Annotated in this window: 11 protein-coding genes and 4 tRNA genes; all 15 read left to right on the top strand. The window is 47.3% G+C overall.

Features of this window, described 5'->3' with window-relative positions; genetic code table 11:
* Positions 1 to 10: 10 nt before the first annotated feature.
* The 15 genes from KWJ01_RS07975 (at position 11) to rpsL (ending at position 14,026) form a co-directional block, all read left to right on the top strand.
* A tRNA-Tyr gene (locus KWJ01_RS07975) sits at positions 11 to 93 on the top strand.
* Between the two features lie 73 nt (positions 94 to 166).
* Positions 167 to 239, top strand: a tRNA-Gly gene (locus KWJ01_RS07970).
* Between the two features lie 66 nt (positions 240 to 305).
* Positions 306 to 377 (top strand) — tRNA-Thr (locus tag KWJ01_RS07965).
* 52 nt (positions 378 to 429) lie between these two features.
* Positions 430 to 1,617, top strand: a complete 1,188-nt coding sequence (gene tuf, locus KWJ01_RS07960; RefSeq protein WP_224995902.1) for an elongation factor Tu — start codon at positions 430 to 432, stop codon at positions 1,615 to 1,617.
* A gap of 125 nt (positions 1,618 to 1,742) precedes the next feature.
* A tRNA-Trp gene (locus tag KWJ01_RS07955) sits at positions 1,743 to 1,815 on the top strand.
* 21 nt (positions 1,816 to 1,836) lie between these two features.
* Entirely contained in the window at positions 1,837 to 2,028 is a 192-nt protein-coding gene (gene secE, locus KWJ01_RS07950; protein WP_224995901.1) for a preprotein translocase subunit SecE, read from the top strand.
* 20 nt (positions 2,029 to 2,048) lie between these two features.
* Positions 2,049 to 2,603 (top strand): transcription termination/antitermination protein NusG, encoded by a 555-nt coding sequence (gene nusG, locus KWJ01_RS07945; RefSeq protein WP_224995900.1) that lies wholly within the window; start codon positions 2,049 to 2,051, stop codon positions 2,601 to 2,603.
* A 4-nt stretch (positions 2,604 to 2,607) separates the two neighbouring features.
* Positions 2,608 to 3,054, top strand: coding sequence for a 50S ribosomal protein L11 (gene rplK / locus KWJ01_RS07940; RefSeq protein ID WP_224995899.1), 447 nt, complete (start codon positions 2,608 to 2,610; stop codon positions 3,052 to 3,054).
* Between the two features lie 4 nt (positions 3,055 to 3,058).
* Entirely contained in the window at positions 3,059 to 3,757 is a 699-nt protein-coding gene (gene rplA, locus KWJ01_RS07935) for a 50S ribosomal protein L1 (protein ID WP_224995898.1), read from the top strand.
* A gap of 2 nt (positions 3,758 to 3,759) precedes the next feature.
* The gene (rplJ, locus tag KWJ01_RS07930) at positions 3,760 to 4,296 is read left to right on the top strand and encodes a 50S ribosomal protein L10 (RefSeq protein WP_224995897.1); all 537 of its coding nucleotides are present in this window, start codon (positions 3,760 to 3,762) and stop codon (positions 4,294 to 4,296) included.
* A 26-nt stretch (positions 4,297 to 4,322) separates the two neighbouring features.
* Positions 4,323 to 4,700 carry a 50S ribosomal protein L7/L12 gene (gene rplL, locus KWJ01_RS07925; RefSeq protein ID WP_224995896.1) on the top strand — a complete coding sequence of 126 codons (378 nt, stop codon included), beginning with the start codon at positions 4,323 to 4,325 and terminating at the stop codon, positions 4,698 to 4,700.
* Between the two features lie 171 nt (positions 4,701 to 4,871).
* Positions 4,872 to 8,738, top strand: a complete 3,867-nt coding sequence (rpoB, locus tag KWJ01_RS07920; RefSeq protein WP_224995895.1) for a DNA-directed RNA polymerase subunit beta — start codon at positions 4,872 to 4,874, stop codon at positions 8,736 to 8,738.
* Between the two features lie 123 nt (positions 8,739 to 8,861).
* Entirely contained in the window at positions 8,862 to 13,181 is a 4,320-nt protein-coding gene (gene rpoC / locus KWJ01_RS07915; protein ID WP_224995894.1) for a DNA-directed RNA polymerase subunit beta', read from the top strand.
* Positions 13,182 to 13,191: 10 nt separating this feature from the next.
* Entirely contained in the window at positions 13,192 to 13,524 is a 333-nt protein-coding gene (locus KWJ01_RS07910) for a DUF3467 domain-containing protein (protein ID WP_224995893.1), read from the top strand.
* 121 nt (positions 13,525 to 13,645) lie between these two features.
* A complete protein-coding gene (gene rpsL, locus KWJ01_RS07905) occupies positions 13,646 to 14,026 on the top strand; it encodes a 30S ribosomal protein S12 (protein ID WP_224995892.1) in 381 nt (126 codons plus the stop codon).
* The last annotated feature ends 13 nt before the right edge of the window (positions 14,027 to 14,039 follow it).

Raw genomic sequence — 14,039 nt, 5'->3', positions numbered from 1 at the left:
TTGAGTGTAGGGGGAGATTCCAGAGCGGCCAAATGGGACGGACTGTAAATCCGTTGTCTTACGACTTCGAAGGTTCGAATCCTTCTCTCCCCACGAACTTTTGGCAACAAAAGTGCATTAGTAAAGAAGCTATAAAAGTTTAGCTTCCCATGTATTGAGAAAATAAGCGGGAGTAGCTCAGTTGGTAGAGCGACAGCCTTCCAAGCTGTAGGTCGCGGGTTCGAACCTCGTCTCCCGCTCGCTTATCTGATCCAGAAGGGATTGGGGGAAAGTTTTCAGATTAGCAATAATCTGATGGTTTAAAAGCCGAGATAGCTCAGGGGTAGAGCGCGTCCTTGGTAAGGACGAGGTCGTGGGTTCAATTCCCATTCTTGGCTCAAAATTTTTATTTCAACTAACATTCGTAACTAAACCGAGGGATTTTCAAGTATGGCTAAGGAAACCTTTAACCGGTCGAAGCCCCACGTAAACATAGGCACTATCGGCCACGTGGACCACGGTAAAACTACCTTAACAGCTGCTATTACTAAAGTACTAGCTGAGAAAGGTCTTGCTAAAATGCGTGACTTTTCATCTATCGACAATGCTCCTGAAGAAAAAGAGCGTGGTATTACCATTAACACTTCACACGTAGAATACGAAACCAGCAAGCGCCACTACGCACACGTAGACTGCCCTGGTCACGCTGACTATGTGAAGAACATGATTACTGGTGCCGCTCAGATGGACGGTGCAATTCTGGTAGTAGCTGCAACAGACGGACCAATGCCACAAACTCGTGAGCACATCCTGCTGTCTCGTCAGGTAGGTGTACCAGCACTGGTTGTATTCATGAACAAAGTAGACCTTGTGGATGACACCGAGCTTCTTGAGCTTGTAGAAATGGAAATCCGCGAACTGCTTAGCGACTATGACTTCCCGGGTGATGATATTCCTGTAATTCAAGGTTCTGCACTTGGTGGCCTTAACGGCGATGCTCAGTGGGTTGCTAAAATCGAAGAACTGATGAACGCAGTTGACGATTATATCCCAGAGCCTACTCGTCTGACTGACCAGCCGTTCCTGATGCCAATCGAAGACGTGTTCTCTATCACTGGTCGTGGTACTGTAGCAACCGGTCGTATCGAGCGTGGTATCGTTAACACTGGCGAGCCTGTAGAAATCCTTGGTATGGGTGCTGAGAAACTGACTTCTACCGTAACTGGTGTTGAGATGTTCCGCAAGATCCTGGACCGTGGTGAGGCTGGTGACAACGTAGGTATCCTGCTGCGTGGTATCGACAAAGAGCAGATCCGTCGTGGTATGGTTATCTGCAAACCTAAGTCAGTTAACCCACACAAAAAGTTCAAGGCTGAGATCTACGTTCTTTCAAAAGAAGAAGGTGGTCGTCACACGCCATTCTTCACCAAATACCGTCCACAGTTCTACTTCCGTACAACTGACGTAACTGGCGAGATTCGTCTTCCAGAAGGTGTAGAAATGGTTATGCCTGGTGATAACGTTTCTATCGAGGTGGAACTGATCCAGCCGATCGCTATGGAAAAAGGTCTGCGCTTTGCGATTCGCGAAGGTGGCCGCACCGTAGGATCTGGTCAGGTGACTGAAATCCTTGCATAATAAGTATTCAGAAGATTAAAAAGCGTTTCTGATAATTTCAGAAACGCTTTTATTTGTCTTTTGATATCACTATCTTTGCACTCCTTTCCAGGAAAGGGGTAATCTCTTTTCAAGGAAAGAGACACACGGGTGTAGCTCAACTGGTAGAGTGGCGGTCTCCAAAACCGTAGGTTGTAGGTTCGAGCCCTACCACCCGTGCGAGATATAAATCCGAGAGCGATGGAAAAGCTAAAACTATTTGTTGCTGAGTCTTACGAAGAGATGAAGCACAAGGTAACCTGGCCAAAATATGGCGAGTTACAGCGTAGCTCAATTTTGGTGCTGGTTGCTTCGCTGATCTTCGCCTTAACGATTGGGTTGATCGACCTGGCGTTTGAGAATGCGCTGGAGTGGTTCTACAAAGCTTTTTAAACATTCAGTTAATCCGGCAGATGAACGAACTAAAATGGTACGTACTGCGGGTTGTGAGCGGTCAGGAAAAGAAGATCAAAACCTATCTGGAGAATGAAGTAACCAGGCAGGGTATGCAAGATGAAGTTCCTCAGATCCTTATACCTTCAGAGAAAGTATATGAAATGCGCAACGGAAAGAAAAGAGTCCGTGAGCGTAATTTCTTTCCGGGCTATGTGATCTTATCTGCCGATCTGAATAATGGCGAGGTGTTGCACGTGATCAACAGCATACCTGGCGTAATAGGCTTTTTAGGCGCTGGCGAAGGGCAAAGCAAGGTACCTGTACCGCTGCGCCAGTCAGAGATCAACCGGATTCTGGGTAAGGTAGAAGAGGGAGAAGTTGCAGGAGAAAAACTCGAAACACCGTTCATAGTTGGGGAGACGGTAAAAGTAATGGAAGGCCCCTTCAGTGGTTTCACCGGGACTGTCGAAGAAGTGTTCGAAGAACGCAAAAAGCTTAATGTTACAGTTAAGATCTTCGGCCGGAATACACCGGTAGAGTTAAATTACATGCAAGTAGAAAAACAAGAATAGCACAATGGCTAAGGAAGTAACCGGATATGTAAAACTGCAGGTTAAAGGCGGGGCAGCCAACCCGTCGCCGCCAATCGGTCCTGCATTAGGTAGTAAAGGTCTTAACATCATGGAGTTCTGTAAGCAGTTCAATGCCAGAACACAGGATAAAATGGGCCAGGTGTTACCGGTAGTGATTACCGTTTATTCTGATAAATCTTTTGAATTTGTTATCAAGACTCCTCCGGCAGCAGTGCTGTTGATGGATGCTATCAAAAAGAAAGGTGGTTCAGCAGAGCCTAACCGTGTAAAGGTAGGCAATGTTAGCTGGGATCAGGTTCGCCAGATCGCAGAAACTAAAATGCCAGACCTGAATGCATTTGAGCTGGAATCAGCCATGCGCATGGTTGCAGGCACTGCAAGAAGTATGGGTATAACAGTATCAGGCGAAGCACCTTGGGAAACAGCTTAAGACTATGGCAAAGTTGACAAAAAACAAAAAAGCTGCGCTTAGCAAACTCGATCGTCAGAAAGAGTATAGCCTTGAGGAAGCAGCACAACTGGTAAAGGACATTACCTTCACCAAGTTCGATGCCTCTGTAGACATAGATGTACGCCTGGGAGTTGACCCACGTAAAGCTGACCAGATGGTTCGTGGCGTAGTATCACTGCCACATGGCACAGGTAAAGAAGTTCGCGTATTAGCGCTTGTTACACCTGATAAAGAAGCCGAAGCAAGAGAAGCAGGTGCTGATTTTGTAGGGCTGGATGAGTTCATTTCTAAAATTGAAGGTGGCTGGACAGATGTTGATGTAATCATCACCATGCCAACTGTGATGGCCAAAGTTGGTAAACTTGGTCGTGTGCTTGGTCCGCGTGGTCTGATGCCTAACCCTAAGTCAGGTACAGTTACTATGGATGTTGCCAAAGCTGTTAAAGAAGTGAAGCAGGGTAAAATCGACTTTAAAGTTGATAAAACCGGCATCATTCATGCCAGCATCGGTAAAGTATCCTTTACCCCAGATAAACTTGTGGACAACGTGCGTGAGATGCTTAACACGATAGCACGCCTGAAGCCTTCTTCGGCTAAAGGTACCTATTTCAGAAGCATTCATATCTCAAGCACCATGAGCCCAGGGATCACGTTAGATAAAACTTCTGTAGCAGGATTGTAATCATGACCAGAGAAGAAAAAGCACAGATCATAGAGGATCTACAGGAAAAATTCCGTGAAAATATGCACTTCTACATTACAGATGCCTCTGGCATGACTGTAGCAGAAGTGAATGCACTGCGTCGTCAGTGTTTTCAAAGCGGACTGGAATACAGGGTAATCAAAAACACTTTCATAGCAAAAGCACTGGAAGGTTTGGATGCCGACTTCTCCGGACTTAACGAGAAGGTTCTGAAAGGTTTCTCAGGCGTACTTTTCTCAAAAGAGAATGGTAATGCACCTGCAAAGCTGATTCAGGATTTCCAGAAAAAGCACAGCAAAAAACTCACCTTCAAAGGGGCTTCCATCGATACCGATCTCTTTATAGGTGCAGAGCAGCTGGACATGCTGACTAAGCTTAAATCTAAACAGGAGCTTATCGGCGAAATCATCGGGTTGCTTAACTCGCCTGTACAGAACGTACTTGGAGCCCTTAACAGTGGCAAGCACATTATTGCGGGTGTAGTAAAAACCCTACAAGAAAAACAACAATCAGAATAACATTCAATTTTAAAAGGTAATCTAAAATGGCAGATCTTAAAGCGTTTGCAGAGCAGTTAGTTAACCTAACCGTTAAAGAAGTTAACGAGTTGGCAACTATCCTTAAGGACGAGTATGGTATTGAGCCTGCTGCTGCCGCTGCTCCCGCAGCTGTAGCTGGTGGTGGTGCTGAAGCCGCCGCTCCTGCAGAGAAAACAGAATTCGACGTAGTTCTGAAATCAGCTGGCGCCGCTAAACTTGCAGTAGTTAAGCTTGTTAAAGAACTTACTGGTCTTGGTCTGAAAGAGGCGAAAGATGTAGTTGACAACGCTCCTAAAGCAATCAAAGAAGGCATCGGTAAAGACGAAGCTGAAGCTCTTAAAAAACAACTTGAAGAAGCCGGAGCTGAAGTAGAACTGAAGTAGTCTCATGGACCTGTTAACACGGTCCGACCTATACTTTTAGGCCTGACGTAAAGTCAGGTCTTTTCCTGTTTGTACCTGTTCCTGATAAAATTTTTTCCAGCGAACTAATCTTATCAGGCTTCAGTTCTTACCAATAGCCGGTTCAATTTAGGTACTAAAAGTTCTATAGTCTTGGCAAATACAAAATATAACGAACGGATTAATTTTGCCTCCATTAAAACTGTACTGGACTATCCTGATTTTCTGGATGTCCAGTTACAGTCATATATGGACTTTCTTCAGTTAGAAACACCTGCCGACAAGCGTACGCAAGAAGGCTTGTACAAGGTGTTCATGGAGAACTTTCCTATTTCAGACTCCCGCGAAAATTTCGTGCTGGAGTTTGTAGATTATATGCTCGATCCGCCTAAGTACACTGTGGAGGAGTGTATCGAACGCGGACTAACCTACTCCGTTCCGCTTAAGGCTAAACTGCGCCTGCGCTGCAACGACGAGGAAAACGAAGATTTCGAAACTATCGAACAGGAAGTTTTCCTTGGCAATATTCCATACATGACCGAAAAAGGCTCCTTTGTGATCAATGGTGCCGAACGTGTTATTGTATCGCAGCTGCACCGCTCGCCGGGTGTGTTCTTTGCCCAGAGTAAGCACACAAACGGTACCAAGCTTTATTCGGCCAGGATCATTCCTTTCAAAGGTTCCTGGATAGAGTTTGCAACAGACGTGAACAATGTGATGTATGCCTACATCGACCGTAAGAAGAAATTCCCGGTTACTACGCTGTTGCGCGCTATCGGATATGGTACAGATAAAGAAATACTTGACCTTTTCGGGTTAAGTGAAGAAGTGCAGAACAACAAGGCTAACCTGAAGAAGGTTGTTGGCCGCCGCCTGGCTGCCAGGGTTCTGCGCACCTGGACAGAAGACTTTGTGGATGAGGATACCGGTGAAGTGGTATCTATCGACCGTAATGAAGTATTGCTGGAGCGTGATTCACTGATCACCGAAGATGATATAGAAACCATTCTGGATTCAGGTTCTGATTCCATCATCCTGCACAGGGAAGATGTGAATGTGAACGACTATACCATCATCTACAATACACTGCAGAAAGATAACTCTAACTCAGAGAAAGAAGCGGTTGAGCAGATCTACCGTCAGCTTCGTAACACCGAAGCACCAGACGAGCAGACTGCACGTGATATCATTCACAGCCTTTTCTTCTCAGACAAGCGTTACGATCTTGGTGAAGTAGGTCGTTACAGGATCAACAAAAAGCTTGGTCTGGAGATTGCTGCTGATACCAAAGTGTTAACCACACAGGATATCATCAGCATTGTTAAATACCTGATTACCCTGATTAACTCACGCGCGGTAGTGGACGATATTGACCACTTAAGCAACCGCCGTGTACGTACGGTAGGTGAGCAGCTGTATGCTCAGTTTGGCGTAGGCCTTGCGCGTATGTCTCGTACCATTAAGGAGCGTATGAACGTACGCGATAATGAGGACTTCAAACCGGTTGACCTTATTAACGCCCGTACGCTTTCATCTGTGATCAACAGCTTCTTTGGTACCAACCAGCTGAGCCAGTTCATGGACCAGACCAACCCTCTTGCCGAAGTAACGCACAAGCGTCGTATGTCGGCCCTGGGACCTGGTGGTCTTAGCCGCGAGCGTGCAGGTTTTGAGGTACGTGACGTTCACTATACCCACTATGGCCGCCTTTGTACCATTGAGACACCAGAAGGGCCAAACATTGGTCTGATCTCGTCTCTGTGCGTGCATGCCAAGGTAAACCACATGGGCTTTATCGAAACTCCATACCGCAAGGTAAAAGATGGTGTTGTAAGTAAAGACGTAGTGTTCCTGACAGCCGAAGAAGAAGATACCCATAACATTGCACAGGCCAATGCGCCTATCGATGAGCAGGGTAAATATCTTAATGATAAAGTAAAAGCTCGTTACGAAGGTGACTTCCCGGTGCTGGAGCCTGACCAACTGAGCTATATGGATATTGCGCCAAACCAGATTGTGTCTGTAGCAGCATCGCTTATTCCATTCCTTGAGCACGACGATGCCAACCGTGCCCTGATGGGTTCGAACATGCAACGTCAGGCAGTACCACTGCTTCGTCCGGAAGCACCCATTGTAGGTACTGGTCTGGAAGGAAGGGTAGCAGCTGATTCACGCGCGCTGATTGTAGCAGAAGATGATGGTGTGGTAGAGTTTGTAGATTCTACTGTAATCAAGATCCGTTACGATAAGACAGACGAGCAAAAGCTGGTTTCTTTTGATAACGACATCATTGAGCATAACCTGACGAAGTTCCGTCGTACTAACCAGGATACCTGTATTAACCTGAAGCCTATCGTTTACAAAGGCGAGCGGATTACAAAGGGACAGATCCTGTGCGATGGTTACGCAACAGATGGTGGTGAGCTGGCCCTGGGTCGTAACATGCGTGTGGCATTCATGCCATGGCAGGGTTATAACTTCGAGGATGCGATCGTAATCTCTGAGCGCGTGGTACGCGAAGATATCTTTACCTCAATTCACATAGAGGAATTTGAGATGGAGGTACGTGATACCAAGCGTGGTGAAGAAGAGCTTACTTCGGAAATTCCTAACGTAAGCGAAGAAGCGGTACGTAACCTGGATGAGAACGGTATTATCCGCCTGGGTGCCGAAGTACGTGAGGGAGACATTCTGATTGGTAAAATCACTCCTAAAGGTGAAACCGATCCGACTCCTGAAGAAAAACTGCTTCGTGCCATCTTTGGTGATAAAGCCGGCGACGTGAAGGATGCCTCTATGAAGGCACCTCCATCACTCACTGGTGTTGTGATCGACACTAAATTATTCTCACGCCCTAAGCGTGATAAAGACTCTCGTGCCCGTGCCAAGAAAGAGGTAGATAACCTGAAAGCACGTTACAGCAAAGATCTGCTAAGCCTGCGCGGCCGCATGATCGATAAACTGGTACAACTGCTGGATGGCAAAACCTCCCAGGGCATCAGGCATAAGTTCGGTGATGAGATCATGTCTAAAGGTGTGAAATTCACCCGTCAGAACATTGAGAACAACATCTTCCCTGAGAAGAACATCTACCGCGACGAGAGTACCTATGCAGTAGCAGAGGAAGTAAACATGATAGCCGACCTTAACCTGGAAGGCTGGACTGAAGACGAGCATACCAATGGACTTGTACAGTCTCTGGTGAAAAACTACAACCGCCGTCGTAACGAAATCAACGCACACTTTAAGCGTAACCGCTTTACGCTTGAGGTAGGTGATGAGTTACCGGCAGGTATCGTGCAGCTGGCTAAAGTGTACATTGCCAAGAAGCGTAAGCTGAAGGTAGGTGACAAGATGGCGGGCCGCCACGGTAACAAGGGTGTAGTTGCCAAGATTGTACGTGCAGAAGATATGCCATTCCTGCCAGACGGCACACCAATGGACATCGTACTAAACCCGCTGGGCGTACCTTCGCGTATGAACATCGGTCAGATCTACGAAACCGTATTGGGCTGGGCCGGTCTTGAACTGGGCCGCAAGTATGCAACGCCAATCTTCGATGGTGCATCCATGGAAGAAGTAGCCGCCGAGCTGAAAGCTGCAAATGTTCCTGAATTTGGCCGTGCTTATCTGCATGACGGTCGTACAGGCGAGCGCTTCGACCAGCCGGTAACGGTAGGTGTAATCTATATGCTGAAACTGGGTCACCTGGTAGATGATAAGATGCACGCCCGTTCTATCGGACCATACTCACTTATTACACAGCAGCCATTGGGTGGTAAAGCACAATTTGGTGGTCAGCGTTTTGGTGAGATGGAAGTGTGGGCACTGGAAGCATTCGGTGCTGCCAATATTCTGCAAGAGATCTTAACGGTAAAATCAGACGACGTAGTAGGTCGTGCCAAAGCATACGAAGCCATTGTAAAAGGCGAAAATATGCCACGACCTAATATTCCGGAGTCATTCAATGTACTGGTACACGAGCTTCGTGGCCTAGCACTTGAAATTACAATGGACTAAATATTCATACTGGCCGGGCACCTTGGTGTCCGGCCTTTCATGAACTTAAGAGTTCGGGTAACGAACTTAATTGTCTGAATATTCCTTAAAGGTCTGCTAAACAACGATTCAATAAACATCGGTATGGCATTTCGTAAAAATAAAAAGCTCAACATTGACTTCTCAAAGGTTACCATTAGCCTGGCCTCTCCGGAATCTATTCTGGAAAGCTCACATGGCGAAGTAACGCAGCCAGAGACCATCAACTACCGGACGTATAAGCCGGAGATGGGCGGTCTTTTCTGCGAGCGTATCTTCGGGCCGGTGAAAGACTGGGAGTGTCATTGTGGTAAGTATAAGCGTATTCGTTATAAAGGCATTATCTGCGACCGCTGCGGTGTAGAAGTAACCGAGAAAAAGGTGCGTCGGGAGCGGATGGGCCATATAGAGCTGGTAGTACCTGTTGCTCACATCTGGTATTTCCGCTCACTTCCTAATAAAATTGGTTACCTGCTGGGCTTGCCAACCAAAAAGCTCGACCAGGTAATTTACTATGAGCGCTATGTGGTGATTCAGCCAGGTACCAAGGCAGAAGATGGTGTTAACACCATGGACTTCCTTACTGAAGATGAGTACCTGGATATTATCGATAAGCTGCCTCGTGAAAACCAGATGCTGGACGACAGCGATCCGAACAAGTTCATCGCTAAGATGGGTGCAGAAGCGCTTGAAATGCTGCTGGCTCGTACTCAGCTGGATGAACTTTCGTATGAGCTGCGCCACCAGGCTGCCACTGACTCTTCTCAGCAGCGTAAGGCAGAAGCCCTTAAGCGTCTGAAAGTAGTTGAGGCTTTCCGTGATGCAAACACCCGTGTGGTGAACCGTCCTGAATGGATGATCATCAAAATGGTGCCGGTTATTCCACCGGAGCTGCGTCCGCTGGTGCCCCTGGATGGTGGCCGTTTTGCTACCTCCGACCTTAACGACCTGTACCGCCGCGTAATTATCCGTAACAACCGTCTGAAACGCCTGATCGATATCAAAGCGCCAGAGGTAATCCTGCGGAACGAGAAGCGTATGTTACAGGAAGCAGTAGACTCCTTATTCGACAACAGCCGTAAGGTTAATGCCGTTCGTTCGGATGGTAACCGTGCACTGAAGTCGCTTTCAGACATGCTGAAAGGTAAGCAGGGTCGTTTCCGCCAGAACCTTCTAGGTAAGCGTGTTGACTATTCCGGTCGTTCGGTTATCGTGGTAGGTCCTGAGCTTAAGCTGCACGAGTGCGGTCTGCCTAAGAACATGGCAGCCGAGCTGTTCAAACCATTCGTAATCCGTAAGCTGATTGAGCGCGGTATTGTTAAAACCGTAAAATCAGCCAAGAAAATAGTAGATCGCAAAGATCCCGTGGTGTGGGATATCCTGGAGAACGTACTGAAGGGCCACCCTGTGCTCCTTAACCGTGCGCCAACCCTGCACCGTCTGGGTATCCAGGCATTCCAGCCTAAACTGATCGAAGGTAAGGCTATTCAGCTGCACCCACTGGTGTGTACAGCGTTTAACGCCGACTTTGACGGTGACCAGATGGCGGTACACGTACCACTGGGTCATGAGGCTATCCTGGAAGCATCACTACTGATGCTTGCTTCGCACAACATCCTGAACCCTGCGAACGGTGCGCCAATTGCAGTACCATCTCAGGACATGGTGCTTGGCCTGTACTACGTGACCAAAGGTCGCCGCAGTACAGAAGGTAATCCTGAAAAAGGAGAGGGCATGCGTTTCTATTCAGCCGAAGAGGTAATCATTGCGCTGAACGAGAAACGCCTGAGCAAGCATGCGTACATCTTTGTGAAAACAAAAGTACGTAACCCTGAAACAGGTCAGCTGGAAGAGAAAATGGTAGAGACCGTAGCCGGTCGTGTACTGTTCAACCAGTATGTACCTGAAGAAGTAGGTTATGTGGATGAGCTGCTTACCAAGAAGAAGCTTCAGCAGATCATTTCGCAGGTATTCAAGATCGTAGGCATGGCCCGTACGGCTCACTTCCTGGACGACATCAAGGAACTTGGTTTCCAGAGTGCGTACCGTGGTGGTCTGTCAATGGGTCTGGGCGATATCCTGGTACCGGAGAATAAAGATCAGATGATTGATCAGGCCAAAGAGGAAGTTGATGCCGTATGGAACAACTACCTGATGGGTCTGATTACAGATAACGAGCGTTACAACCAGGTAATTGACATCTGGACCCGCGTTAACTCACAGTTAACAGGCCGCCTGATGCAGCAGATGGAGGATGACAAGCAAGGCTTTAACTCTATCTTTATGATGATGCACTCCGGAGCCCGTGGTTCCAGAGAGCAGATCCGTCAGCTGGGTGGTATGCGTGGTCTGATGGCCAAGCCACAGAAAAACCTTCAGGGTTCAGTAGGTGAAATTATCGAAAACCCAATCCTTTCTAACTTCAAAGAAGGTCTGGACGTAATCGAGTACTTCATTTCTACCCACGGTGCCCGTAAAGGTCTTGCCGATACTGCCCTTAAAACTGCCGACGCAGGTTACCTGACCCGTCGTCTGGTAGACGTTGCTCAAGACGTGGTAGTGAATGAGCCTGATTGCGGAACCCTGCGTGGTATTACCGTAACAGCTCTGAAAGACAACGAAGATGTTGTTGAGCCGCTAAGCGAGCGTATCCTGGGTCGTGTAACCGTACATGATGTGTATGATCCGATCACAGATGAGCTGATCGTTAAGGCAGGGGAGGAAGTTACAGAAGAACTTGCTACTCGTATAGACGAATCTGCGGTAGAAGAAGTAGAGATCCGTTCTGCGCTTACCTGCGAAACCCGTCAGGGTATTTGCGGCAAATGCTACGGTCGTAACCTTGCTTCCGGCCGTATGGTACAGAAAGGTGAGTCTGTAGGTGTAATCGCTGCACAGTCGATCGGTGAACCGGGTACACAGCTTACGCTTCGTACCTTCCACGTAGGTGGTACTGCCTCTAACATTGCAGTAGAAGCACAGATCAGGGCTAAGTTTGATGGTACCATTCGCTTTGAGGAGCTGCGTACTATCCAGACGACCAACGACGAAGGCAACGACATTACAGTAGTAATGGGCCGTTCCGGTGAGATCCAGATTGTAGATGAGAAATCAGGAAAAGTACTGATCTCTAACCACGTACCTTATGGTGCATTCCTGACTGTGAAGGATGGAGCTAAGGTTAGCAAAGGGGATCAGATCTGCTTCTGGGATCCATACAATGCGGTAATTCTCTCCGAGCTGGATGGTACCATTGAGTTCGATGCCATAGAAGAAGGTATTACCTATCGTGAAGAGTCGGACGAACAGACCGGCCACCGTGAGAAAGTAATTGTAGAAACTAAAGACAAGGCAAAGAACCCGTCTATCGTAGTTAATACAGGTTCTGATACTACAAAAGGTTATAACATCCCTGTGGGTGCTCACCTGGTAGTAGATATCGGAGATAAAGTGAAGAGAGGACAGGTCCTGGCGAAAATACCACGTACCATGGGTAAATCACGCGATATTACCGGTGGTCTGCCACGTGTAACAGAGCTTTTCGAAGCACGTAACCCATCTAACCCGGCTGTAGTGTCTGAGATTGATGGTGTGGTAACCTATGGTTCTATCAAGCGTGGTAACCGCGAGATCTTCATCGAATCTAAAGATGGTGTGAAGAAGCGTTACCTGGTACCGCTGTCCAAGCACATCCTGGTACAGGATAATGACTTTGTGCGTGCCGGTATTCCATTGTCTGATGGTGCTGTAACGCCTGCAGATATCCTGAACATTAAAGGTCCTACTGCTGTGCAGGAGTATCTTGTAAATGAGATCCAGGAAGTTTACCGTCTGCAGGGTGTGAAGATCAACGATAAGCACATTGAAGTGATCGTACGCCAGATGATGCAGAAGGTATTTGTTGTAGATCCGGGAGATACCAGCTTCCTGCCAAACCAATTGGTAGATCGCTTTGCTTTCTTTGAAGAGAACGACAACATTCTGGATAAGAAAGTGGTAACAGACGCAGGTGATTCTACCAGCCTGAAACCAGGTATGATCGTGAATGCACGCCGTTTAAGAGAAGAAAACTCTAAACTGAAGCGTAACGACCAGAAGCTGGTAGAGGTACGTGATGCAGCACCTGCTGTATCGCAGCCTACACTTCAGGGTATTACACAGGCCTCTTTGGGTACAGAAAGCTTTATCTCGGCTGCTTCCTTCCAGGAAACAACCAAGGTGCTAAGCGAAGCCTCAATCCGTGGTAAAACAGATTACCTGATGGGTCTGAAAGAAAACGTGATTGTTGGTCACCTGATCCCTGCCGGTACTGGTATGCGCGAGTTTAACCGTGTGCTGGTTTATTCAGAAGATGAGTACAGCAAGGTTAAAGCAGGACATGAAGATGAGCCTGTAGCACGTGAAAGACAATTAGAAGCAAGATAAAGGAAAACCTATGTCAGATCAGGATCCTAAAAAGTCCCTTAAGCCACAGCAGATCAACATCGAACTGACTGAGGAGATAGCCGAGGGCGTATATTCTAATCTGGCCATGGTGGCCCACTCCAATTCGGAGTTTGTAATAGACTTTATCCGGTTAATGCCGGGTGTACCAAAAGCAAAGGTAAAAGCGCGGGTGATTTTAACACCTGAACATGCAAAGCGTTTGCTGCAGGCTCTAAACGATAATATCTCCAAGTATGAAGATAATTTCGGGGCCATAAAGCAGGCAGATGAGGAGCAGGTACGCTTTCCGATGAATTTTGGAGGCACCATAGGCGAAGCCTGAAGGAGTATATCCTAGTTATTTTAAAATAGTACACACATTCTTTGCAATGTGTGTACTATTTTTATATTTTTGCAGTCCGAAAATCCGATCTTGGGATAAGTAGCTAAACAAGGTAATAAGAATGCCTACTATTCAGCAATTAGTAAGAAAGGGCAGAAAACAACTGACCTCAAAATCAAAATCACCGGCGCTGGACGCATGTCCGCAGCGTCGAGGCGTTTGTACACGTGTGTACACCACAACGCCAAAGAAGCCGAACTCTGCAATGCGTAAAGTTGCACGTGTACGCCTCACCAATGGTAAAGAAGTAAACGCATACATTCCGGGCGAAGGACACAACCTGCAGGAGCACTCAATCGTGCTGATTCGCGGTGGTCGTGTGAAGGACCTTCCAGGTGTGCGTTACCACATCATTCGTGGTGCACTTGATACCGCAGGTGTTAATGGTCGTCTGCAAGCACGTTCAAAATACGGTGCAAAGAGACCAAAAGCAAAAAGCTAATATTCGAGTAATA

This window comes from Cesiribacter sp. SM1 (genome assembly GCF_020178975.1).
Taxonomy (GTDB): Bacteria; Bacteroidota; Bacteroidia; order Cytophagales; family Cyclobacteriaceae; genus Cesiribacter.
Note: the sequence above shows the minus strand (reverse complement) of the source record. Positions and strands in the feature narration are given on the sequence as shown.